Source organism: Vitiosangium sp. GDMCC 1.1324, assembly GCF_003044305.1.
Classification (GTDB): Bacteria; Myxococcota; Myxococcia; order Myxococcales; family Myxococcaceae; genus Archangium.
Genome location: NZ_PZOX01000029.1, coordinates 13,549 through 37,990 on the forward strand (window position 1 = coordinate 13,549; position 24,442 = coordinate 37,990).

Annotated in this window: 18 protein-coding genes; 12 read left to right on the forward strand and 6 right to left on the reverse strand. The window is 66.3% G+C overall.

What is annotated here, in order from left to right:
* The first annotated feature begins 4 nt into the window (after window positions 1-4).
* The 4 genes from DAT35_RS50100 (at window position 5) to DAT35_RS50115 (ending at window position 7,243) form a co-directional block, all read left to right on the forward strand.
* Window positions 5-277, forward strand: coding sequence for a hypothetical protein (locus tag DAT35_RS50100; RefSeq protein WP_108076560.1), 273 nt, complete (start codon window positions 5-7; stop codon window positions 275-277).
* 476 nt (window positions 278-753) lie between these two features.
* Complete coding sequence (locus DAT35_RS50105; RefSeq protein ID WP_108076562.1) at window positions 754-2,946, forward strand: response regulator; 2,193 nt, start codon at window positions 754-756, stop codon at window positions 2,944-2,946.
* Window positions 2,947-2,994: 48 nt separating this feature from the next.
* A complete protein-coding gene (locus DAT35_RS50110; protein WP_108076563.1) occupies window positions 2,995-4,575 on the forward strand; it encodes an ABC transporter substrate-binding protein in 1,581 nt (526 codons plus the stop codon).
* 1 nt (window position 4,576) lies between these two features.
* Window positions 4,577-7,243 (forward strand): ATP-binding protein, encoded by a 2,667-nt coding sequence (locus DAT35_RS50115; protein ID WP_108076564.1) that lies wholly within the window; start codon window positions 4,577-4,579, stop codon window positions 7,241-7,243.
* Between the two features lie 52 nt (window positions 7,244-7,295).
* Here the strand turns inward: DAT35_RS50115 and DAT35_RS50120 are convergent, their stop codons facing one another.
* Window positions 7,296-7,937, reverse strand: a complete 642-nt coding sequence (locus tag DAT35_RS50120; RefSeq protein ID WP_108076565.1) for a DNA-3-methyladenine glycosylase I — start codon at window positions 7,935-7,937, stop codon at window positions 7,296-7,298.
* Between the two features lie 114 nt (window positions 7,938-8,051).
* Between DAT35_RS50120 and DAT35_RS50125 the strand changes: the two genes are divergently transcribed.
* Together DAT35_RS50125 and DAT35_RS50130 are read left to right on the forward strand one after the other, a co-directional pair.
* Window positions 8,052-11,090, forward strand: coding sequence for a DEAD/DEAH box helicase (locus tag DAT35_RS50125; RefSeq protein ID WP_108076566.1), 3,039 nt, complete (start codon window positions 8,052-8,054; stop codon window positions 11,088-11,090).
* Between the two features lie 78 nt (window positions 11,091-11,168).
* Entirely contained in the window at window positions 11,169-13,040 is a 1,872-nt protein-coding gene (locus DAT35_RS50130; RefSeq protein ID WP_233262184.1) for a glycoside hydrolase family 88 protein, read from the forward strand.
* A 72-nt stretch (window positions 13,041-13,112) separates the two neighbouring features.
* Here DAT35_RS50130 and DAT35_RS50135 read toward each other — a convergent pair whose 3' ends face one another.
* From DAT35_RS50135 to DAT35_RS50155, 5 genes are all read right to left on the reverse strand, one after another.
* Window positions 13,113-13,958 carry a triacylglycerol lipase gene (locus DAT35_RS50135; protein ID WP_108076568.1) on the reverse strand — a complete coding sequence of 282 codons (846 nt, stop codon included), beginning with the start codon at window positions 13,956-13,958 and terminating at the stop codon, window positions 13,113-13,115.
* 88 nt (window positions 13,959-14,046) lie between these two features.
* Complete coding sequence (locus tag DAT35_RS50140) at window positions 14,047-15,414, reverse strand: aspartate aminotransferase family protein (RefSeq protein ID WP_108076570.1); 1,368 nt, start codon at window positions 15,412-15,414, stop codon at window positions 14,047-14,049.
* Window positions 15,411-16,613: an aspartate aminotransferase family protein gene (locus DAT35_RS50145; protein ID WP_108076572.1), complete on the reverse strand. Its 1,203-nt coding sequence runs from the start codon at window positions 16,611-16,613 to the stop codon at window positions 15,411-15,413. The genes DAT35_RS50140 and DAT35_RS50145 overlap by 4 nt, the downstream gene beginning before the upstream one ends.
* A gap of 35 nt (window positions 16,614-16,648) precedes the next feature.
* On the reverse strand, window positions 16,649-16,987 hold the full coding sequence (locus DAT35_RS50150) for a darcynin family protein (protein WP_108076574.1): 339 nt from the start codon (window positions 16,985-16,987) through the stop codon (window positions 16,649-16,651).
* A gap of 7 nt (window positions 16,988-16,994) precedes the next feature.
* Window positions 16,995-18,596: an AMP-binding protein gene (locus tag DAT35_RS50155; protein ID WP_108076576.1), complete on the reverse strand. Its 1,602-nt coding sequence runs from the start codon at window positions 18,594-18,596 to the stop codon at window positions 16,995-16,997.
* A 361-nt stretch (window positions 18,597-18,957) separates the two neighbouring features.
* On the opposite strand from DAT35_RS50155, the gene DAT35_RS50160 reads away from it, so the two are divergent.
* The 6 genes from DAT35_RS50160 (at window position 18,958) to DAT35_RS50185 (ending at window position 24,385) form a co-directional block, all read left to right on the forward strand.
* Complete coding sequence (locus DAT35_RS50160) at window positions 18,958-20,058, forward strand: ABC transporter permease (protein ID WP_158502214.1); 1,101 nt, start codon at window positions 18,958-18,960, stop codon at window positions 20,056-20,058.
* Window positions 20,059-20,072: 14 nt separating this feature from the next.
* Complete coding sequence (locus DAT35_RS50165; protein ID WP_108076580.1) at window positions 20,073-20,744, forward strand: ABC transporter ATP-binding protein; 672 nt, start codon at window positions 20,073-20,075, stop codon at window positions 20,742-20,744.
* Between the two features lie 12 nt (window positions 20,745-20,756).
* Window positions 20,757-21,677: an efflux RND transporter periplasmic adaptor subunit gene (locus DAT35_RS50170; protein ID WP_108076582.1), complete on the forward strand. Its 921-nt coding sequence runs from the start codon at window positions 20,757-20,759 to the stop codon at window positions 21,675-21,677.
* A 191-nt stretch (window positions 21,678-21,868) separates the two neighbouring features.
* A complete protein-coding gene (locus DAT35_RS50175) occupies window positions 21,869-22,522 on the forward strand; it encodes a thermostable hemolysin (RefSeq protein ID WP_108076584.1) in 654 nt (217 codons plus the stop codon).
* Between the two features lie 36 nt (window positions 22,523-22,558).
* Window positions 22,559-23,449, forward strand: coding sequence for a TauD/TfdA family dioxygenase (locus DAT35_RS50180; RefSeq protein WP_108076586.1), 891 nt, complete (start codon window positions 22,559-22,561; stop codon window positions 23,447-23,449).
* Between the two features lie 39 nt (window positions 23,450-23,488).
* The gene (locus DAT35_RS50185; RefSeq protein ID WP_108076588.1) at window positions 23,489-24,385 is read left to right on the forward strand and encodes a diiron oxygenase; all 897 of its coding nucleotides are present in this window, start codon (window positions 23,489-23,491) and stop codon (window positions 24,383-24,385) included.
* Window positions 24,386-24,442 lie beyond the last annotated feature (57 nt).

The following is a 24,442-nucleotide window of genomic DNA, read 5'->3' on the forward strand; positions in this document are numbered from 1 at the left end:
ATTCTTGAATCCATTCCAGGGCGCTGTCTTCCGAATCCACCGCAAGTACGTCTCCGCCAACAACGCTGGCGGCTCCTCCGTGGCGGCCACCGGCGCCTCGGCGCGTGAGTGGGAGACGCTCACCCTGGGCATCTCCACCTCTGGCGGCGGCTCCAGCGGCAACATCCTGGCGGACCTGGGTGTGTCCGACGTCGCGAGCATCAGCAGCGCCGCCGGCATCCGGCTCGACAGCTCCACGTTGGATCCGAACGCCGTCGGTCTCTACACCGTGCCCTGAGATGCGGGAGGGCCACCAGATCGGGGCGAGCTCAGCGCCGGTGGGAGACTGCCTGGCATGGGGGGCCCCGAGGGCTTGCCAGGAGGTGGAAGGAGCTGCCAGGGAGCGTCGGCGTCGAGGGAAACCCACAAGGGCCGCGGAAGAGCTGGGCGCGCCTGGGGGAGGAATGGCCTTCCGGGACGCGCATGTTGCGCCTTTGTGGGGAGCAGTTGGCCGCGGCGCACACCACCACCATCCTGTTGCAGGCGCGCGTGGGGTCTTCCACCAGGAGAAAGGAATGACGCTCCAGTTGCAAGACCACCCCGTGCCGCTCTTCCGATTCATTCCGTGGAAGCCAAACTCCGGACTGGGGCATAAGCCCTGGATCGCCCTCGGCGATCGTGGGTCCGGTCAAACAGCACATGGCTGGGGAGGCGAGCATCCGAGCGCACCGGGTCCAAGAAGCCCGCTGTCGCGGCGCATGGGGAGCGAGGAGCATGAGCAGCACCACCACGCTTGACGGCCGTCCCGCCACCATCCTGATCGTGGATGACACCCCTGCCAACCTGGGCGTGGCGGTCGATCATCTGGAACTCATGGGCTATCGGGTGCTGGTCGCCCAGGATGGTGAAGAGGCATTGGAGCGGGCCGAGCACATGCGACCCGACATCATCCTTCTGGATGTGGTGATGCCGGGACTGGACGGCTTGGAGACCTGCCGGCGCTTGAAGAAGGCGGAAGGCACCCGCGAAATCCCGGTCATCTTCATGACCTGTCTTTCGGACGCGGCCGACAAACTCTCGGCGTTCGAGGCGGGGGGCGTCGATTTCGTCACCAAGCCGTTCCAGATCGAGGAGCTGATCGCCCGGACCCGGGTGCATCTGGCCCTGCGCGAGGCGCAAAAACAGCTCGAAGCCAAGAACGCGCAACTGCAGCAGGAGATCGCGACGCGCCGGGAAAAAGAGGCGGCACTGCGGCGCATCCAGGATGAGCTGGAGCAACGGGTGCAGGAGCGCACGGCCGCGCTGGCCAACACGAACACCACCCTGAAGGCGGAGATCTCCGATCGCCAACGAGTGGAAGAGGCTTTGCGTGAGAGTCAGCGCCTGCTTCAAGCCATCATCGACAACTCGACAGCGGTGATCTCCGTCAAGGACGTCGAGGGCCGCTATCTGTTGACCAACCGCCGCTTCCTGATGCTGTTTCACCTCACCCGGGAGTCGGTCCTCGGCAAGACCGATTACGATTTGTTCCCCAGGGTGAACGCCAACGCATTTCGCGCTTTCGACCAGCGGGTGATGACAGCCAGGAAGGCGCTAGAGGCAGAGGAGCTCATGCCACAGGACGACGGGCTCCACACCTACATTTCGATCAAATGCCCGCTCCAGGATGAATCGGGGCGGCCCTATGCGATCTGTGGAATCTCGACGGACATCAGCGAGCGCAAGCGGATAGAGGAGGAGCGGGAGGTGCTCCTGGCCAGTGAGCGGACGGCGCGGGGGGAAGTCGAGCGCACCAGCCGGATGAAGGACGAGTTCCTGACGACGCTGAGCCACGAGCTGCGGACGCCTCTGACCTCCATTCTCGGGTGGGCGCAGTTGATCCTCTCCCGCCACACCTTGACCCAGGACTTGCGTCGAGGGCTCGAGACGATCGCGCGAAATGCGCGGGCACAGGCCCAGCTCATCGACGATCTGCTGGACATGTCACGCATCGTCTCCGGCCGGCTGCGCCTGGACGTGCGGGCGGTCAGTCCGGCGTCGGTGCTCGAAGCGGTGGTGGAGTCACTGAAACCGGCGGCGGACGCGAAAGCCATCCGGTTGGAACAGGAGCTCGACCCGGCAGTCGGGCAGTTCCTGGCGGATCCAAATCGCCTTCAGCAGATCGCCTGGAATCTGGTGAGCAACGCGATCAAGTTCACGCCGCAAGGCGGACGGGTGAAGGTTGCGCTGAGCCAACAGGGCCCGAACGTGCAGCTCACGGTGAGCGACACGGGGATCGGGATCGAGCCAGACTTCCTGCCGCACGTGTTCGAGCCGTTCCGGCAGGCGGACGCTTCGAGCACGCGGCGGCACGGTGGGCTGGGAATGGGTCTGGCAATCGTGCTGTGCCTGGTGGAGCTGCACGGGGGAACGGTGGAGGTGGCCAGCGAGGGGAAGGACCAGGGTGCGAGCTTCACGGTGAAGTTGCCCAGAAAAGCCTTCCCTACCGCCGCCAGGGCCAGCAGGACACCCGCGACGCACCGGCGCCGGGCCTCCTCGGATCTCAGCGGCAAGCTCGTGGATCTGGAGAGCGTGCGGGTGCTGGTGGTGGACGACGAGCCCGACACCCGGGAGCTGATTGGGCTGGTCCTCGCGGAGCACCATGCCGAGGTGCGAACGGTGGGCTCTGCGGCGGAGGCGTTGGCGGAGCTCGCCCGGTTCCGGCCGATGGTGCTGGTGAGCGACATCGGCATGCCGGAGGAGGATGGGTACTCGCTGATCCAGAAGGTACGGCGGCTGCCGCGGGATCAAGGCGGGGTCGTGCCAGCACTGGCGTTGACGGCGTTCGCACGCGCCGAGGATCGGACACGGGCGATCCTGGAGGGATACCAGATGCACCTGGCCAAGCCGGTGGAGCCCCTGGAGTTGATGACCTATGTGGCGAGCCTGGCCGGCCGTACCTATCGCGAAGCGATGCCGAGTGCATGAGCCTGGAGCAGGACCACTCCTCCATCCTCGGGAGAAATGAGGCGTGACATGAGCCGCAAGATGAGGTGGCTGGGGGGACTGCTCGCGTTGTTCGTGTTGTCTGCTTGGAGCGAGGACCAGGAACCATCGAAGCTGGGTCCATCGGACGCATCCGTGGTCAAGATGGGCGATATCGTTCCACCCCGGGTGGCGCAACCGTGCAAGCCTGACAGGTGCCCATTCGCCGGCCAGAGTGTGACGGTGTTGGCGGTCAACAGCCGACTGATCGGTGCGCCTTTGTCGGAATTGAAGGAGGAATTCGAGGCCGCCACAGGCGCCAGGCTCAACATCATTTTCATGCCACACGAAGAGCTGTTCGCCAATTTGATTTCCGACATGACCAACCGCACTGGCAAATACGACGCGGCCATCGCCGGTGCCTGGTGGCTGGGCGAACTGGTGGCGCAGGACTTCGTCATCCCCTACGACAAGTATTACAACGATCCGCGCTTCCCGAAATGGGACATCGACGAGGTGTTGCCGGGCCCCCGCGGTCTGCTCTCCTACGGCGGCAAGAAGTACATGGTCGCCAATGACCACGATGGACAGGTCATGTACTACCGCCGTGATCTGTTCGCGGACCCAGGGCACCAGGCCGCCTTCAAGCAGAAGTATGGCTATGCGCTCGCCGTGCCAAAGACCTGGGAACAGTTCCGGGATGTGGCCGAATACTTCAACGGCCGCGATCTCAACGGCGATGGTGTGCCTGACAGCGGCCTGACGATGGCCCTGAAGCCCGGGGCGCAGGGCATGTTTCACTTCATGTCGTTGTCGGCGCCGTTCGTGATCGGTCCGGACAACCCCCGGCTGTACTGGTTCGATCCGAAGACCATGAAGCCGCTGATCGAGAGCCCCGGCCACGTGCAGGCGCTCAAGGTGCTGGTCGACCTGGTCCAGTTCGGTCCCAAGGAGATGCTGACATGGGATTTGGGGAAGAGCTGGGACCACTTTCTGGAGGGACACGCCGCACTCACCTTCTCCTGGGGTGATCTGGGCGCGCTGGCACAGCAGGAGGGCAGCAAGATCAAGGGCAAGATCGGCTCCGCTCCCCTTCCAGGCACCCATGGCTACTACAACATCGCGCAACACAAGTGGGTCAAGACCGGGCAGCCAAACCTGGTGGGCAACACCACCGGCGGCTCGTGGGCGGGTGTCATCTCCAAGTACTCGAAGGCGCCGGAGGCGACCTACTACCTGCTGGCGCTGATGGCGAGCAAGGAGAAGTCCCAGGTCTACGCGGCGCGCGGCTGGGATGGCATCGACCCGGGCCGCCGCTTCCACTTCCTGCCACCCAATGGCAGCGGGAAGCTCGACACGTATCTGAAGGCGGGCTGGAACGAGGCGGACATCCGCGACTACCTGCAAGCCTACTCTGACAACTTCGGCAACCGGCTGCAGTTGCCCTATCTGCGCATTCCCGGTGCCTACAGCTATTGGCAGGCGCTCGATGGGCACCTGGCGGAGGCCGAGAGCGGCCAGTTGAGCCCGGAAGCGGCCTTGAAGGCCGCCGCCGTCGACTTCGAGGAAATCACCCTCCGGCTCGGCCGCGAGCGGCAGCGGCGCGCCTACCGGGTTTCGCTGGGGTTCTGACATGCGCACGAAGAAGTTCTTCGTGCCAGCCACACGCCACTCGAAGCCCCTGGGCATCGGACGCAAGCTCACGCTCGGCTTCGGCACGCTGGCCGCTGTCACGCTGCTGGTCGTGACGCTGGCGTTCGTTGCCGGGCGCAGTGCCACCGAAGACATCAACCTCACCGAGGGCGTACGAGGGCCGGCGTCGCTGGCCTCCGCGCAGGCGCAAGCCAGCCTGTTGCGCATGCAACTGCACGTGCGCGGCTACCTGGTGCTGTCCGATCCGCTGGACATCGAGCAATACCACCTGGCGAGAAAGTCCTTCGAAAACAGTCTTGCCTCACTGCAAGCGATGTCCGTCACCTGGCCCGACGAAGAAGCGCGGTGGGTGTCCGAGCTGACCGAGACCTATGCGCGCTGGGTCAAGCTCCCGCAGCACCTGTTCGAGCTGCATGACAACCCGCTCAAGAACCGGCCCGCGCTACGGCTCGCCCGGGTCGACATTCAAGCGCTGCGAATCCAGATCATGGAACAGGTCGATACCCTGATCGATCTCCAGAAGGCACGTGGCGCCTCGCCGCAGAACCGGGAGCTGCTGGCCGACATGCTGGGCTTCCAGACCTCGTTCGATGCGATGGCGACCAACCTCATGGCCTACGGCGCCTCGGGGGAACTCAGTTTCAAACTGGCCTACGGGCCGCAACTGGCGACCAACGCGACGATCTGGAATGAGCTGTCCAGCAAGCGCCACCTGCTGTCCGCCGCGCAGCGGGCCGGACTCGATGCCATCGCTCAGGACCGGGCCGGCTTCGCGGATCTGGCGCTGCAGATCGTCAGCATTCTCGGTGGGGAACACGCGTACGAGGACCTGTACTTGTACCGCACCCAGGTCACGCCACAGGCGGATATCCTGCTCGGCCTGCTGGGGAAGGTGACCGAACGGCAGCAGGCCCAGTTGCAGACGGATCTGGCGCGAGCGCGCAACAGCCTCGCCGAGGCGCGCCTGCAAACCGTGGCGGGCGGGCTGGTGGCCGTCATCTTCAGCTTCGCCATGGCCTTTCTGTTCCGGCGCAACATCGTCGGTCCGGTGCACCGCCTGACTGGCGTGGCGGAACAGGTGGCAGCGGGCAACCTGTCTGCGCGCGCCACGGTCGAATCGAGCGACGAGATCGGCGTGCTCGCCATCAGCATCAACATCATGACGCAACGCCTGGCCGAGACCATCGGCCACCTGGAAAGGGTCTTCGCCGAGGCGCAGCGCGCAAAGGATGCGGCCGAAACGGCCAACCGCGCCAAGAGCACGTTTCTGGCCCACATGAGCCACGAATTGCGCACGCCGCTGAACGGCATCCTGGGCTACGCGCAGATCCTGCGCCGGGACAAGACGCTGGGTGAGCGGGAGCTCGCGGGTCTGAACGTGATCCAACAGAGCGGCGAGCATCTGCTGACACTGATCAACGACATCCTGGACTTCGCCAAGATTGAAGCGGGCAAGCTGGAGCTCTACGTCACGGACCTCCAGCTCGCCCGTTTCCTGCGCACCATCACCGAGATGATCAGCGTCAAGGCGGCGCAGAAGGGCCTGGACTTCAGCTGTGACATGGCACCGGACCTGCCAGGCTGGGTGCGGGCCGACGAGAAGCGATTGCGACAGGTGCTGCTCAACCTGTTATCCAATGCGGTCAAGTTCACCGATAGCGGCCAGGTGCAGCTGCGGGTGAGCTTCGCGCCACCCAGCCGGATACGCTTCGAGGTGCGGGATACCGGCATCGGCATCCACGAGGACCAACTGAGCATCCTGTTCCAGCCATTCGAACAGGTGGGCGAGGCGCGGCGCCGGCAAGGGGGAACAGGCCTGGGGTTGGCCATCAGCCGGCAGTTCGTGCGGCTGATGGGCTCGGATATCCAGGTCGAGAGCCGGCTCGGCCAGGGCAGCACCTTCTGGTTTGAACTGGAGCTACCCGTGGTGAATGCCGAGATGACCGCGGCACCGCCGGACGGCGTCGTGACTGGCTACCATGGGCCGGCCAAGAAGGTCCTGGTGGTGGACGACGTGGCCGAGAACCGGGCGGTGGTGGTCGAGCTGCTGGCCCGGCTCGGCTTCGAGATGACGGAAGCGGAGAACGGCCGCGAGGGGTTGGACAAGGCACGAGCCCTCCAACCGGACCTGATCCTGATGGACACCATGATGCCAGTGATGGACGGCCTGGAGGCCACGTACTGGATTCGCCAGCTGCCGCATGGACGGGAGGTACCGATTGTCGCCATCTCCGCCAGCGCCGCGCAGGAGGATCGAGACAGGAGCCTGGAGGCTGGCGTCAACGCATTCATCGCCAAGCCCATCGATCACAGGGTGCTGCTGCAGGAAGTGGGTGCCTGCCTGGGATTGAGCTGGACATACGAAACACCCCGGGAGCAACCCGCCCCGCAGGAAGACAACGCCCAACCCCTGCTTCCCCCACCCCAGGAGCAGCTGGCGGTGCTCCACGAGCTCGCCCTGGCCGGCAGCATGCGGGACATCCTCCACTGGGCGACGCAGCTCACGAACCTCGGTGCGCAGTATGGCCCGTTCGCCACCAAGGTCAGCCAACTGGCACGGGGATATCAGTCCAAAGCCATTCTCGGGCTCGTGGAGAGTCACCTGACGGACGGCGGCCGCCGGGGGAAGGGCGCGACCAGCACGTGAGCGGGCAGGAGGGAAGACGCGCTCGACTCGAGCGGCCTCGTCCGTCCCGCTCTCATCGCAGGGGGCGCCGGAACTCGCGCCGCGCGGCCTCCACGGACACCCGGAACGCGCAGGTCTCGACATGGTCGTTGACGAGCCCCATCGACTGCATGAAGGCATACATCGTCGTCGGCCCGACGAAGGTCCATCCCCGAGCCTTGAGCTCCTTCGAGAGCGCCTTCGACTCGGCGGACATCGTCAGCGTCTTCAGGACCTCGGGGGTCATCCGGGCCGGGCGCGTGCCCGGATCGGGCTCGAAGCGCCAGAGGAACGCCGCCAGCGAGCCCACCTCGTCGACGAGCTCGCACGCGAGCCTCGCGTTGTGGACGGTGGACTCAATCTTCCCCCGGTGCCGGATGATGCCGGCGTCCCCGAGCAAGCGCTCGACGTCCTTCTGGGTGAAGCGCGCCACGCGCTCGAAGTCGAATCCCACGAAGGCCCGCCGGAAGGCCTCCCGCTTGCGGAGGATGGTCAGCCAGCTCAGCCCGGACTGGAAGCCCTCGAGACACAGCTTCTCGAAGAGCCGGTGGTCTTCCGTCACCGGCCGGCCCCACTCGAGGTCGTGGTACACCGCGAGCTCCGGAGATGATCCACACCAGGAACAGCGCGGCTTCTCGTCGAGCCCCGTGAGGACCTTCTCAGCCGATGGCGACATGGCTCACCTCCTCCGCGAAAAACGGTCGTTTTCCTAATACCGCGGCGAGGTATCGGCAAACGCATGAATGATTTTGCGCTGGGCCCGCCGCGGGGATAGGGAGACGGTCCTCGTATGTCAGTGACCGCGGAGCTACTCGAAACCGTCCGGGGGGAAGCGCGCCCGGATACCTGGTCTGCCGGCATGAACCTGGCCCGAGCGGGCGCCGTCTCGGTGCAGTCCGTCGGAGAGGAAGAGGCCGTGCTGCGGGTGCGCATCGCCGGCCGGCCAGCCCCCGTGACCACCGTGCTCTATCCGGAGGACGATGTCTGGGAGTGCGACTGCCGCGGCCGGGTAGACCCCTGCGAGCACGTGGTGGCGGCGGCCATCATCCTCCACCACTCGGTGTCCCAGCGCTCCCCCACTCAGCGTGCCTCCGCACCGCGCCCACCCACGCCCACCCGGCCCGCGCCCACCCAGGCCTCCGCAGCCCAGGCCAGCCCTCGCCCGGGTGCCAGTGCCGCGCCGAAGCCGGAGCGCATGGTGTACCGCTTCAAGCGCGTGGACGGAGGGATCCAGCTCGAGCGTCTGCTTGTGCGTCCGGACAACACCGCGCGGCTCCTGGCGCGCAGCCTGGCGTCGCTGCTGACGAATCCCGTGGAGGCGGCCCGGATCCAGGTGGAGCCGTGCGACCTGCTCGCGGACAAGCTGCTGCTGAAGCCCACGCGAGGCCCCCTTCCGCCCGAGCGGCTCGACGCGCTCCTGCGTGTGCTGGAGCCCGCGCGCACCGTGCTCTTCGACGGCATCCTGGTGTCCGTCTCGAGCGAGCCCCTCCTCCCACGCGTCTCCGTGGAGGACCGCGGCGAGCAGACGGTGCTCAAGGTGGAGAAGGACCCGCGCGTCACCGAGGTGGTGAGCCCCGGGGTGGTGGTCTGCGGAGGCACGCTCTGCCGGCTCGGCGAGCAGGCCCTCACCGGCGCGCGGCTGGAGCACCTGCCGCAGGAGCGCGTCTTCCCGCCCGAGCAGATGGGAGATCTCACCGGGAAGGTGCTGCCGGACTTCGCGCGGCGCATGCCGGTGGACGTGAAGAGCCAGCGGCTGCCGCCCATCGATCGCACGCTCAAGCCGCGCATCTCCCTGGAGCTCAACCAACTGGACTCCGGCCTCTCGGTGCTGCCCACGCTGGTGTACGGCTCTCCGCCGTCGGTGCGCATCGACAACGGGCGCATGGTGTACCTGAAGGGCGCGGTGCCCGTGCGCGACGAGCCCGCTGAGCAGAAGCTCATCCACCAGCTGCGCGACGATCTGAACATGATGCCCGGCCGGCGCGTCACGGTGCAGGGCCCGGAGGCGGTGCAGCTCGCCGACAAGCTGCGGCGCTGGCGCGGAGGCCTCACCGGGGACGCGGCGCGCGTGGTGAGCCCCAACGTCCAGCTACGCCCCACCCTCTCTGTGGATGCGGGTGCCACGCCGTCCGGTGTGCCACACGTGGGTTTCTCGCTCGACTTCCAGGTGGAGGGGGCGGAGCCGGGCGTGCCGCGCTCGGTGGACGCGGGCGCGGTGATACGCGCGTGGGAGGAGGGTCTGGGCCTGGTGCCATTGGAGGGTGGCGGGTGGGCACCCTTGCCCACCGCATGGCTGAAGACGCATGGCCAGCGCGTGTCGGATCTGCTGGCGGCGCGAGGGAAGGACGGACGGCTCGCCAACCACGCCATCCCTCAGCTCACCGGGCTGTGCGACGCGCTGGAGCACCCTTCCCCGCCCGGGCTCGAGCGGCTGGCGCCTCTGGTGCAGGGCTTCGAGAAGCTGCCGGAGGTACAGCTGCCCCAGGATCTCACCGCGACGCCGCGTCCCTACCAGATACAGGGCATCAGCTGGCTCACCTTCCTGAGGCAGGCGGGCCTCGGCGGCGTGCTCGCGGACGACATGGGTCTGGGCAAGACGCTGCAGACCATCTGCACACTGGGGCCGGGCACGCTGGTGGTGGCACCGACGAGCGTGCTCCCCAACTGGGAAGCGGAGGTGAAGCGCTTCCGTCCCTCGCTGAAGGTCTCCGTCTACCATGGCCCCGGCCGCACCCTGGACGAGACGGCCGACGTGACGCTCACCACCTACGCACTGCTGCGCCTGGACGCGGAGCTCCTCGGGGCCAAGGCATGGGACACGGTGGTGCTGGACGAGGCCCAGGCCATCAAGAACCCGGACAGCCAGGTGGCACGCGCGGCGTACGGGCTCCAGGCCGCCTTCCGGGTGGCCCTGAGCGGTACCCCCATCGAGAACCGGCTCGAGGAGCTCTGGAGCCTGATGCACTTCACCAACCGGGGGCTGCTCGGAGGGCGCAAGGAGTTCGAGGAGCGGTGGTCGCGGCCCGTGTCGGACAACCAGAAGGGAGCGGCCGAGCAGCTGCGCGCGCGCATCCGACCCTTCGTACTGCGCAGGCTCAAGCGGGACGTGGCGCCGGAGCTTCCGCCGCGCACCGAGTCCGTGCGCCACGTCACCCTCACCGAGCGGGAGCGCGCCGTCTATGACGCGGTGTACGCCGCCACGCGCGAGGAGGTGGTGTCCCAGCTCGAGGAAGGCGGCAGCGTGCTGAAGGCGCTGGAGGCGCTGCTGCGGCTGCGTCAGGCGGCGTGCCACCCCGCCCTCGTGCCCGGACAGCAGGCGAACACGTCCTCCAAGGTGGAGGCGCTGCTCGAGGCGCTCGGCACCGCGGTGGAGGACGGGCACAAGGCGCTCGTCTTCTCGCAGTGGACGTCCATGCTGGATCTCATCGAGCCGGCCCTGAAGGGGGCGGGCATCGGGTTCATCCGGCTGGATGGTGGCACGAGCAACCGCGGCGCCGTGGCCGAGTCCTTCCAGGATCCGAAGGGTCCCCCCGTGATGTTGATCTCCCTCAAGGCGGGCGCCACGGGGCTCAACCTCACGGCGGCGGACCACGTCTTCCTGGTGGACCCGTGGTGGAACCCGTCCGTGGAGGCCCAGGCCGCGGATCGCGCGCACCGCATCGGCCAGCAGCGGCCGGTGATGGTGTACCGGCTGGTGTCGCGAGGCACGGTGGAGGAGAAGATCCTCACCCTACAGGAGAAGAAGCGCGCTCTCTTCGAGTCCGCGCTCGGCGGCGCCTCCGGGGCCGCGGCCATCACGCGGGCGGACCTCATGCAATTGCTCGACTGAGCTGCAGCATCGCTAATCACAAACACGAGGGAACCCACTCCTTCTCGGCGTCCTTGCGAGGACAATCAGGAGAAGGACATGAACAGGAAACGAAGCACCGAGGTACAGCGTCTGCCCATGCTGGAGATGACGCCCGAGCCCGTCTGGCCGCAGACCAGCCAGGCGTCACAAATGCCTTTCCCCATCAATACGGCAAGGGACCGCCGGAGAAGAGCCGTCCTCGGGACGCTGGTGGGGTGTCTCTGCGTGCTCGTGGCGGCTCCGGCATGGGCCTTCGATGACGCGGCGGCGGATCGAGCCCTCCAGTCCGCCCAGCAGAAGTTGCGCGCCACGGCCACGAACCCACAGATACCAACGACGCAGTACCCCAAGGCCACGACCAACGGCCCGTGGAGACTCGTCCCCAACACCGCCAACATCGACTGGGTGCAAGGCTTCTTCCCGGGCCAGCTCTGGCTCATGTACGAGCAGGGGCGGGATCCCTTCTGGAGCACCAAGGCGGACGCCTGGACGCGCAACCTGGAGCTCCAGAAGAGCAACCCCGACATCCGTCAAATCACCCATGACCTGGGCTTCAAGTTCATGACCAGCTTCGGGCAGGCGTACCGCCTGACGGGGGATGACTACTACCGGCAGGTGATGTTGACGGCGGCGGGCTCACTGGCCAGACGCTTCAACCCCACCGTGGGCGTCATCGATTGCTGCGACTGGAATGACGGGACCTGGCATGTGCCCATGGTCACGGACACGATGGCCGACCTGGAGTTGCTCTTCTGGGCGTCCCGCAATGGAGGAGATCCCGCCTGGAACGACATGGCGCTCCGTCATGCCCTGAAGACCGCGGCGGACATGGTCCGCGCGGACGGTGGCACCTTCCACGTGGTGGATTACAGCACCTCGGGCGCCATCCTCTCCCGGGGCACGTACCAGGGGTTCTCCAACAGTTCCACCTGGGCCCGAGGGCAGGCCTGGGCCATCTACGGCTTCACCACGGCCTACCGGTACACGCAAGACCCGCGCATGCTCCAGGCCGCGCAGAAGGTCACCGACTACTACCTGGCCCGGCTGCCCGCGGACTCCGTCCCCAACTGGGACTTCAACGCACCCGCGGACCAGCAGCAGAAGGACTCCTCGGCCGCCGCCATCGTCGCCTCGGCGCTCCAGGAGTTGAGCAGGTATGTCAGCGACCCGGCCGTGGCCCTGCGCTACCGGAACGCGGCCCTGGCGATGCTCGACAGCCTCGCGTCCCCGGCCTACCTGGCCCCGGCCACCGGTGGCGGTCCCGGCATCCTCCTGCATGGCGTGGCGTTCTACAGGACGGCCATCGAGCCGCAGGGAGAGGACATCGACAAGAGCCTCATCTACGGGGACCACTACTTCGTCGAAGCGGTGAGCCGCTTCAAGCTGTGGAACCAGAGCGGGTGGCTCTCGACGCTCGGCTTCCCCGGGAGCCTGCATGACCTGGGGCCCAGCAACACCGGGGTGCGGATCGTCGAGTTCGACATCACGCCGCTCAGCAAGCCCGTCGACGGCGTCGTCGGCTACGCGGACACCTCCACCAACGTCACCGCCTACTCCAGCGTGGCCATGAGCATCCGCCTGAACCCGAGCGGCTTCTTCGACGTGCGCCGGGGCGGGGACTATGCCGCGCTCGCCAGCGTGCCCTACCAGGCCAACACCACCTACCACGTGCGCATGAGCACGGACCTCGGCGCCAAGACGTACAGCGTCTGGGTGACGCCTCCGGGTGGCAGCGAGGTGCTCGTGGCCGACCGCTTCGCCTTCCGCTCCGATGCGCCCCCGACCGATGACCTCGGCAAGGTGGCACTCAAGAGTGGCCACTTCGACAACGAGTTCCGGGTCCGGAACCACACCGTGCGGGCCGCGACAGCCACCGCCTCGAGCGCGAGCACGCTGACGGGGCCACCACGAGCGGTGCAGAAGCCGTAGGGATGACACCAACGCCCGGGCCTTCGAGCTGACCCCGCGGACCGGGCGCCGCGAGAACGACCTCGAGACACCTCAGAGATTCCGCTCGCGCAGCGCCTGGAAGAGCGAGACGTAGAAGGCCTCGGCGTCGAAGCGGGAGGACCAGCCAATCTGGGCCCAGTGGTCCGCTTCGATGGTGCCCAGCACCTCGCCCCACTTCTGCGAGTCGGCGGGCACCACGCCATCATTGGGCCCCACACTCCGCGTCAGGTACAGGTACGAAGGCAGGAGGATGGGATTGAGTGCCCGGATGCTCCTCGGGAAGGCACCGACGTAGCTGGCGTATCTGACGCCCGGCGCGTCCGGCACGGCGCGGTTGAACTCCGCCATCTTCGTGGTGGTCAGGTCGTAGAAGGCGCCCGTGCTCACCGCGAGCGCCTCACACACCCGCTTGAGGCCGAGCGCATCGCCCAACACCTTCGTGCCCATGTCCGCCAGTGGCGTGCCCTGGTGCGGGGTACCAATGGTGATGAGCGAGGCCACGCGCGAGGCCAACCCCAGGTGCGCGATGGCATAGCGCGCGTCCAGGCCACCCATGCTGTGGGCGATGATGTTCACCCGCTTCGCATCCAGGCTGCGCACGGCCTGGGCGAGCGCCTCGGCACGCTCGGCCACCGAGCCGGTGGGTGGCACCTTCACCACGTACACATCCGAGCCCAGCTGGCGCAGCCGCTCGGGGACGCCTCGGAAGTACTGGTGCCGGCTCTGGCCCAGCTTGAGCTCGTCGAAGCCGAGCAGTCCGTGGACCAGCACCACCGGATGGCGCAGGCCCCGCACCGCACGGCGGACTCGGAGCGTGCGCAGGTACCGGAACCCGAGCACCCCCACGCCCCCCAACACAACCAGGGCGAGCACCACCCACAGGAGCATGAGCGACATACCCGGCAAGCATGGCCGGGATGCCCTCGCTCCATCAAGTCATGCGGACAGGAGTCTCCTCAGTGGGAGGGAGTCGTCCATGTCGGACTCACGCATGCGCCTGCGCGTGCCCATCCTTCACACCCGACAGACGCAACAGCCACTTCCGCGGTATCCGATACTGGCGGCGGACGATCACATCCAACAGGTCATACACCCTCCCGGGAATCCGGCCCAATCCCTCCAGGGCCTGCTCGAGTGCTTCCAGGGATTGATCGATCTCCGCCTCGGTGACGGTGAGCGGCGGGTAGAAGCGCAGCACGGGGTGCGGGGCCGTCTCGTTCATCGAATGTCCGACGTGGACCCCCCGCTTGCCGAGCGCCATGGTGATCGCCGTCTCCACCGCGGGATTCCGCACGCGGAGGCCTGTCATCAGGCCTGTCCCTGGCACGTCCAGGATGAGCTTCGGGTACTTGCGAGCCATCCGCTCCAGCCCGCTCCGGAGCCGCTGGCCGAGGAACGCGGCGCGCTCGGGCAGTTGGTTGTCACGAATGAACTCGATGGAAGCCAACGCCGCCGCACACGCATAGGGCGAGCCCCCCGAGTCGCTCGACAGGTAGCGCGGCGGCAGGCCCTCGATGCGCTCAAGCCGCTCCACCACGGAGTCCTGCATGACCGCGAGGGCGATGGCCGCGTGGCCGCCGGTAATCCCCTTGGAGAGCAGCATGATGTCTGGCTCGACCCCATCGTACTCGATGGCGAACATCTTTCCGGCTCGGCCGAAACCGGTCTGGACCTCGTCCACCACCAGCAGGCTCTGGGTCCGCCGGCACAGGGACTCCACCTCCTTGAGGTAGCCCGGGGGCGGCACGGTGATGAAGGGGCCTCCGAGGATGGGCTCCAGGAAGACCGCCGCCACGCCATCTCCCACGGCCCGGCGCATGGCCTCGATGTCGCCATAGGGAACGAACTCCACCTCCGCCATCAGCGGCAGGAACGGGGAGCGGTGCCCCTGCTGGCCAAGGATGTTGAGCGCGCCCAGGGTCTTGCCATGGTACGAGTTGATCGCCGCGATCACCTTCCGGCGTGGCGCGTTGCAGGCCAGGGCGGCGCGCAGCGCCATCTCCGAGGACTCCGCGCCGGAGTTGGCGAAGAACACCCGGTTCAACCCACCCGGTAACATGTCCGTCACCACTTCCATCAACTCGGCGGCAACCGGGTTGGCGACGCCAAAGGGTGCACTCGCGAGCCGGTCCATCTGCTCCAACACCCTGCGCCGCACATATGGATTGCAATGGCCGATCACGAACACGCCGTAACTGCACGCGAAGTCGAGATAGCGCCGGCCCTCCTCGTCCACCACCGTGCAGCCTTCCGCGTGACTCTCGATGGTCCGGTGTGTGACGTGGAAGAAGGTCGCGGCGGTTGGATTCCAATACCTGCCACAGGCATCAATGACTTGACTCCGGTCCATCATTCCATCTCCAGGGAGGCCGTTAGGATATCTAGCGCTCCGCCAAGCTCCGTGGCGGAGACCAACAGCGGTGGCCGCATGTGCAACCAGCCATCCGCCGCATGCCGCAGCAGCAGGCCCCGCTCCAGCGCGCTCCGGCGCACGGCCTCCGCCCGCTCGGTTGATTCGAATTCAAGGGCGGCCAGGGAGCCGAGGACCTGCACCTGCCGGATGCGTTCCGGATGACGGGCCCGCAGCCCCTCCAATGCGAGGGTCAAGGTGCGCCCATGCTGCGCGTGGCGCTCCGCCAACCGCTCCTCCACGAGCGTTTCGAGCACGGCCAGCGCCGCCGCGCAGCTCGCCGGGTTGGCGCCCGTAGTGCTGCCATGCAGGGTGGGATTGCGCCGGTCGTACACCGCCGAGTTGATCGGCACCCGGGTCACATAGGCTCCCACCGGGATGATTCCTCCCCCCAGCGCCCCGCCGAGGACCAGCACGTCCGGTACCACGCCCGAGTGCTCCACGGCGAACTCGCGGCCCGTGCGGCCCAGGGCTGTCTGGATTTCATTGATGATCATCAGCGTGCCGGTTTCATCGCAGCGCTGGCGGAGGGCCCGCAGGTACTCCGCGGGCGTCAGTTGCACACCCCGGGCAAGAGACACGGGCTCCAGCAGCACCGCGGCGGTGCTGTCATCCACCGCGTGCAGCATCGCCTGAAGGTCACCGAATGGCACACGCACGGGAACGAACGGCAGGTGCCGCAGGTAGGACTCGCCAATCCCAGCCAGGTAGAGACCATGGCTCAGGGTGCCGAAGTCACAGCCCTCGACGACCACCAGATTGCGCCGGTGCGGTGCATACCCCTTGGTGAGCTTCAGCGACGAGTCCAACGCCTCCTCGCCCGAGTTGCACACATAGGAGACCTGGAGCTCACCCGGTGCCATCTCCGCCAGGCGTTGAACCAGCATCGCGAGTGGACGGCTGATGAGGATCCGGCTGGAGAGGGGTGCCTTCTCTATCTGCGCGGCAACCGCCTCGCGCACTCGCGGGTGACCGTAGCCGAACCCGCCACTGGCGAAATCGAGCAGCAGCCGATCGCCGGCGCAGTGCAGGGTCGCGCCCTCGGCCGACATCACCACCTCGTCCACCAGGTCCACGAGCAAGGCTGGAGGCGCATGCCTCCGGTATCGATGCAATACTTCCTGTGAGGATTCTGCCTGCATGGCCTATTCCTTGTCGTTCAGCGGCGGGGCCCTGGCTACCGGGCTTCGAGCACTTCCTTCTCGAACTCCCGGAAGCCGTCCTCCACCCCGATGGTGATGTCCTTGAACTCGATCAACCCCTCGGAGAACAACCTGCTCTCGCGCAGCTCCTCGATGAGGAAGTAGTACTGCTTGAGGTCCTCCGTCTCGAGAATCACGAAGTCCGAGCAGCGGGTGGAAAAGGCCTCCGCATCGTAGAAGCGGGGTTGGACGGTGTTCGCGTATTTGGCGAAGATCGGCTGCAGGTGCTCGCGCTCGAACGCCCCCCGCTCCTTCCAGCTCTTCTGCAGCCACTCGGTAGCAAACGTGTACGTCAGCACGATGGTGTATTTCATTGTGTCCTCACGGGTTGATGTGAACTGCTTCGTCTCGGCTCTGCTGTCTGTCTTGGTTCTGCTGTTCGTCCTGGCTCTGCTGCAGGAAGGCCCAGATTGCGTCGCGCCGCGGTCGGCCGGTCAGGGTGAACAGGCGTTGGTACATCTCCGGCGTGGCCGGGTAGATGTGGAGCACCTCGACCCGCTCCACCTCCGACAGGTGCTCCCGGCCGAACGCCTCGAGTTGCGGCGCCACGTGAGCGGGAGACACCCCAGGGTCCACCAGGAAGAAGCCATGCAGGGCCTCCAGCCCGTCACCGAAGACGACGGCCCTTTCGATACCAGACACGCCCTGGTACCGGGCCTCCACCCACTCCGGGGAGACGTTGCGGCCGTGGGCGGTGATGATCACGTTCTTCTTCCGGCCCCGGATGCTGATGAAGCCCTCGGCATCGATCTCCGCGATGTCGCCCGTGCTCAACCACCCCTTGTCATCGAGCCGGCAGGATGAGGGATCCCTCGTGGTGTAGCCGGCGAACAACGAGCGCCCACGGATGAGCAGTTCCCCATCTGGCGCGAGCTTCACTTCGACATGCTCGAGCGGCCTGCCCACGGTGCCGGGCTTGTTGTGACCGGGCGTGTTCAACGCCACCACCGAGCTGTTCTCGCTCAGACCGTAGCCCTCGTAGACGTCGAGGCCGAACGCCGCGAGCGCCCGCAACATCTCAGGAGGAGTCGGTGCCCCTCCGCAGGTGAGGAATGGAGCCTCCGGCCGTCCGAAGAGCCCCCTGCACAGCTCGGTGCGCTCCAGGCCCTCCATTCCCTGGCAGAAGGACAGAAGCGCCGCCACCATGGAGGGCGTCAGGGTCAGGCAGGAAGGCCGAGCGATTGGAAGGAATGGCATCATGGCCTTGGGGACGCCACCCGCCTCCCCCAGCAACGGCTTGCCACGCGGTAGGAAGACCGTGGTGCCACCCGCCAGAAGTGCCAGGTAGAGGGCGGAGACCTGCTCGATGAGCAGACTCAGGGGAACGAGTGAGAGGGAGCGGGAATGGGTGCCCGGAGGAATCACGCGCCGGAGCGAGGTCAGCAGGGACTCCAGGCCGCCTGACCGGATCATCACTCCCTTGGGAGCACTCGTCGTTCCCGAGGTGTGGATGATCTTGGCAATCCATTCCCCGGTCCGGGTCTGCGGGAGAGGGGGCGGCCGAGAGCACGCCAGGAGCTCAGCCATGTCCACCCGCAATACCCGGCGCACGACGGGGTTGCCCTGGGGCCACCACTGCATCAACCGCCGCTCTCCCTCGGCGTCCACCAGACAGAGCTCGGTGTGCTCGAGCAGGCTCCGGGCCTGGGCCGCCGAGAACGCCAGGGGCACGGGGACTTCAGAGACGCCGAGCGAGAGCAGGGAGAGATCCGCCACCACCCACTCCGGCGTATTCGCCGCCAGCACGCCGACTCGGGCCGGCTGCCCGGCTGCCTGGAGGCGTGCCGCCAGCACCGCGATGGCATGGAGGAGCTCGCGGCCGCGGTAGCTCTCGGCGGGGCGCTCCTCCGAGGCCAGCACCTCCAACACCGTCCTGTCGGGCTCGGAGCGGAAGCCGGCGAGAATTTCGTCAATGAAGCTCATGTAGCCGTCCCTGGCGGCCCATGGCCGCGGGCATGGTTGTTCAGGTGGATGGGTGAGGAGCCGGGAATGAGACGAAGGCTTCCGCTAGACAAGCGACCATGACCCTCCGGACCGTCACGCTCGCGGCTCCCGAAATTCACAAGACAGAGCGCCACTGGCCCGCGTTGTGACGTTTTCCGCGCATGGGGAATGCGCCAGGTCTCTCGAAGGGAGGGACGGACATGAGCCTGCCTGCCCATGAGACCGCCGGCACCGCGGAGTCTCCCAGAGCCCGCATCACATCCTCCTCCGACACACTCCCTCCTCGGAGTGCTTGAAGCGGGAGGCTTCATCGATGGTGGATCTGGCTCGTAAGAACTTATTGCATGATCGACTGCGATTCTTCACCACTGTCCTGGGCGTGGCTTTCGCCGTGCTACTGGTGTTCGTCCAGATCGGCCTGTTCTCGGGCCTTCTACGGAATGCCACGGTCACCATCGAGAACATGAATGCCGATCTCTGGGTGACGTCGCGCAACACGCCCAACATCGACTTCGCGCACACGTATCCGGAGTCCCTGCTGTACCGGGTGCGCGCCATCCCCGGGGTGGCCCGCGCCGACAACCTCATCGTCTCCTATATGGACATCCAGCTCCCCAACGGAGTGTCGGAGGAGATGCTCGTCTACGCCATGAAGGACTTCAAGGAGTGGAACTTCCCCTGGCACGTGGTGGAAGGCGCACCCGAGGACCTGCGGCGCGGCAACTATGTCTTCATGGACGACTCGGCCACGCAGCGCTTCGGCCCCTTCTCGACGGGCGAGTACCGCGAATTCGTGGGCAAGCGGCTGAAGATCATCGGGCGTACCCGCGACGCCCTCTCGTTCACCACCACGCCCATCGCATTCCTCGACTATGACCTGGCACAGCGGTTGGCACCCGAGGAGCTGGGCAGATCCACCACGTATACGGTGATCAAGCTGAAGCCCGGCGCGGACGTGGAACAGGTGCGCGCACAACTGCAGAAGGAATTGCCCTACAACGACGTCCACACGGGCAGCGAGTGGGCGAAGATCTCTCGCAACTACTGGGTCACCAGCACCGGCCTCGGATTCAACATGATCCTGACGGTCTTCCTCGGGTGCCTGGTGGGTGTGGTGGTGGTGGCTCAGACGCTCTACACCTCGACGATGGAGCACCTCCGGGAGTTCGGCACCCTCAAGGCCATTGGCGGTAGCAACCGCGTCATCTACGGAATCCTGGCGCGGCAGGCCCTCATCTCCGCGGTGGTGGGCTTCGTGCTCGGTTTTGGACCCGCCCTGCTGGCGCGCAGGCTGGTGGCGAACGTGGGATTCCATCTCATGCTCACGCCCCCGCTCATCGTTGCGACCTTCGTGGGAACGGTGCTCCTGTGTCTGGCCGCCGCCATGCTCTCGTTCCACAAGGTGGCCCGAATCGATCCCGCACTGGTGTTCCGGACCTAGAGGAGACAGACATCATGGCCATACTCGAAGCCCAGAATCTCACCAAGACGTTCAAGGAAGGCCGCGAGACCGTGGAGGTGCTGCGGGGAATCTCCATGTCGCTCGAGCGCGGGGAGATCGTCGTGCTCGAGGGCCCCTCCGGCTCGGGCAAGACCACGTTGCTGTCCATCCTCGGGTGCATCCTCACCCCCACCGGAGGACGGTTGGTGGTGGATGGCAAGGAGCTCGATGCGCGGCGGCCCGAGTCGCTCCCCGGAATCCGCAAACGCTCGGTGGGCTTCGTCTTCCAGCAATACAACCTCTTCCCCGCGCTGACAGCACTGGAGAACGTCGTGTTCGCCCTCAACATCAAGGGGTTCGACGACAAGGCGGCCATCGAGGAGGCGCAACGGGTGCTGCGCGCGGTGGGGCTGGAAGAGCGCCAGAACTTCCTCCCCAGGGACCTGTCTGGAGGGCAGAAGCAGCGCGTGGCCCTGGCCCGAGCACTGGCAGGCCAGGCCCCCATCCTCCTGGCCGATGAGCCCACGGCCAACCTGGACTCCGAAGTGGGAGGCCAGGTGCTGCGAATCTTCAACGACCTGGCGCGGCAGGAGGAGCGTGCCCTGCTCATCGTGACGCATGACCCCAAGGTCCGGACCATCGCGGATCGCATCCTCCACATCTCTGACGGCCATTTGATGGATTGAGGTAGACACAACATGAGAAAGCCAAGACTGACGAAAATCCTCCTGGTGGTGGCGGGTATCGCCGCGGTGCTGGTGCTGGTGCTGCAGATGCGCCGGCCGGCCGAGTCCGCCGAGCCCGCGACTCCAAAACCCGTGACGGACAGTTCCCGCGAAACCCATGCGGAGGGACGCGTGATGACCTACCCGGGGGCACTCGTCACGGTGGGCACGGAGGTGGCGGGAAGGCTGGAGGAGGTGCGGGTGGACGAGAAACAGACCGTGCGCAAGGGCGAGGTGGTGGCGGTGCTGGACTCGAGCGAAGAGCGCGCCGCGCTGGGTGAGTCCCGGGCGCTCGCCGCCGAGGCCGCGGCCCAGCTCCGGCTGGCGACAGCCGAGCTGGCGCGCTACGAACCCTTGCAAGCGGCAGGTGTGGCGACGAAGCAGACCCTGGATCGCTACCGCAGTGACCGGGAGGTGGCCCTGGCACGCCTCGAGGTCGCTCAGGCCCGGGTGCGTCAGCTCGAAAGCCGTATCTCCCGCTCCCGCATTCTGTCGCCGATCAACGGCGTGGTCATCTCCCGCGTGGCGCAACCGGGAGAGAGCGTGGCCGAGCAGACACCGCTGCTGACGATTGCCGACCTGAGCCGGCTGCGGGTGGAGGCGGAGGTGGACGAGTACGACGCGGGCCGGGTGGTGCTCGGCGCTCCGGTACGAATCGAGGCGGAGGGCTACCCTGGCAAGTCCTGGCGGGGAGTGATCGAGGAGATCCCCGACGCCGTGGGAGGCCGCTACCTCAAGCCCGATGAACCCGGACGCCCCGTGGACACGCGCGTGCTGCGGGTCAAGGTGGCACTCGCCGAGCCCACTCCGCTCAAGTTGGAGCAGCGGGTCGATGTCACCTTCCCGCCTGCCTCCTCAGACGCCCCCGAGGCCGCCGCCAGCGCGGAAAAATAGAAGGTGCGTGGCCGCCTCACAATGGCGGCCACCTCGCTCAATTAATGCTGAGGGTCGCGAAATACAAAGCAATGCGTTCCAAGTGCCCGGCCTGTTCCCCAGAACAGGCCGCCCCAGCGGGATGCTGACACCGAGCCAGCGTGCCCACTTCTGGAACAACCCAAACACAGCCTCCCTCAGGAGAAACCCCTATGGACATCAGGATCATCCGCCGCGACACAGACGAATGGGCTCAAGTGATCTCGCTGGCGCAAAGGAAATACAAGCGCGCCTTCGAGGCGAGTGTCGAGCCCACGCCCGATTGTTTCGTGGCGTGCTACGCTCGGCGCGAGCCGGCCGCCGGGCCAGAGCTCCTGGCGTGCGTGGGACTCACCTTTGGCGCCTCCGGCAAGTTCTTCGCCGAGCAATACCTGGACGAGCCCATCGAGCAGATCCTCGCCGCGGCGGAGCAGCAGCCCGTGAGCCGGGAGAGCATCGTGGAGGTCGGAACACTGGCCTCGGTGGGGCAGAGCGCTGGCACCGAGCTGCTCCGCATCCTCCCCATGCTGCTCTGGTGCATGAAGATGCGGTACGTCCTCTGCACCGCCACCCGGCAACTGCGGATGCTCTTCGACGCCCTGGGGTACCCCTTCGAGTCGGTCGTCGCCGCCAGCGTCACGCGGCTGGATGACGAGGAGGCTCGCGAGAAATGGGGCCGCTACTACGAGAACCAGCCGGAGACCGGCTTCGTCAAGCTGGAGCTGCTGACCGGCCACATCTCCGAGAACGTCCTGCGCTACCAGTTCTCTCGCATGGCGCGGAAGACGCCTCCCCAGCCGCAACCGCAGCCGCAGGAAGCCGCCTGACATCACAGCCCGAGACAACACAGGAAATCCCCAGACATGTACGGACCCGACATGACCCGCTATGGCAGTGGACACGGAGTGCTCATCCAGGCGCCGGAAGGTGAATCGCTGGACACCCTGACGAAGGACGGTGTGCTTGCCTCGCTCGAGGAGGCGGGCTTCATCCTATTCCGCCAGTTCAACACCCACCTGGATGCGTTCTCCCACTTCGTGAAGCGCATGAGCAGCCGCATCTCGCTGGACCCGGCGCGCCAGTTCCACGGGTCGGTGGCCCAGAAGGTGGACGCGGGTTTCGACGCGGTGGGGTTGCATTGCGAGAACGGCAACAGCCCGTTCCTCCCGGACCTGTGCTGGTTCTACTGCGAGAAGGCAGCCAGTGCGGGCTCGCAGACCACGGTGTGTGATGGCTACCGGGTGTGGAATGCACTCTCTCCCGCCACCCGGGAGCTCTTCCTCGCGCAGCCCATCGTGTACAGCCGCCGGGTCGCGGAGGCCCGGTGGAAGAGCTTCGTGTTCCACCTGCTCGAAGGCCGCAAGCCGTTGGAGGACATCGAGCTGGGTGATCTGCTGGCGCTGGTGCGGAACAGCACCCAGACCCGCATCGAGCCCGAGGCGGATGGCGCCATCCATTACGCCTTCCAGGTACCGGCGGTGCATGGGACCCTGTTCTCGGAGCAGAAGTCCTTCGCCAACAGCATCCTGGGCCCCTCCTTCAATTACGAGCGGCCTCGCATCACCTTCGCCGACGGCTCGAGCATCCCGGACGAAGTGCAGGAGGAGATCCGCGTCACCACCGAGACCCTCACCGAGGACATCGGCTGGCAGGACGGTGACGTGGTGCTGATCGACAACACCCGGGTGATGCACGGCCGGCGCGCCATCCAGGACCCTCACCGGACCATCTACAACGCGCTGAGCTACCTCTAGGCATTACGCACGAGCCCCCTACCCCCACGGAGATACACCATGCGGTCCAAACTGAGCCTCATCCACGAGAACGCCCACCTGAACACCTTCCACCCCAATCAACTGAACTGGCCGAAGGTGAGCGGCACCGAGGAGTTGGATTTCGTGTCGATGATGGCCTTTGGAGAGACCCGGCACCACGAGAAGGCCATCGCCTATCTCACCAAGGAGTTCGCCCAGCTGGCGGAGATCGAACGGCACGTGTCGGCGGTAATGGCCATCGTGATGGCCGAATTGCAAGCGGATGGCCATCCGCTGGCCGAGGGCTTCGAGCTGCACAACGCCCTGTCGAACTTCGCAGCCGAGGAGCTGAACCACGCCAACATGTTCTACCGCTACGTGCGGCTGCTGTCCGGGCGCGACTTCAGGTACCCGGACAACCTGTTCACCGAGCGGGTGGGCCTCTACGAGGGCTCCGACTCGCCGCTCGTGAAGCTGGCCGCGCTGTGCTGCTCGGCCTACATCGGCGAGTCCGTCATCACCGTGTTCGAGCACCGCACCCAGGCGTACGATCCCGAGCGGAAGTTCTTCCTGAGCCAGATGCTGTATGCGCACGGCCTGGATGAGGCCCGCCACATCAAGACCGACCACTACGTGTTCGACTATGTGATTCCCTCGCTCTCCGTCCAGGAGACGCGCCGCATGCGGCAGATCCTGGACGCCACCGAGACGCTCAATACCGAGCTGGCCGGGCGCTTCGAGCGCTTCACCAAGGCGCAGTTCGGGATCGACTACACCGAGGGAAACCTCGGACACTCGACGCAGTTGCTGTTGACCCGGATGTTCCGCCAGAAGGTGTTCGGGGGCAGCGAAATCCACAAGGTGGACGAGGTGTTGAACGAAGCCGATCGGGAGCTCATCCAGGCCTTCGCCCACGCCCAGGTCGTCCACCCGTAAGACAAACACGGTCATGGCTGGCCCGCGAAGGGTCAGCCTCTCCTTCCAATCATCAAT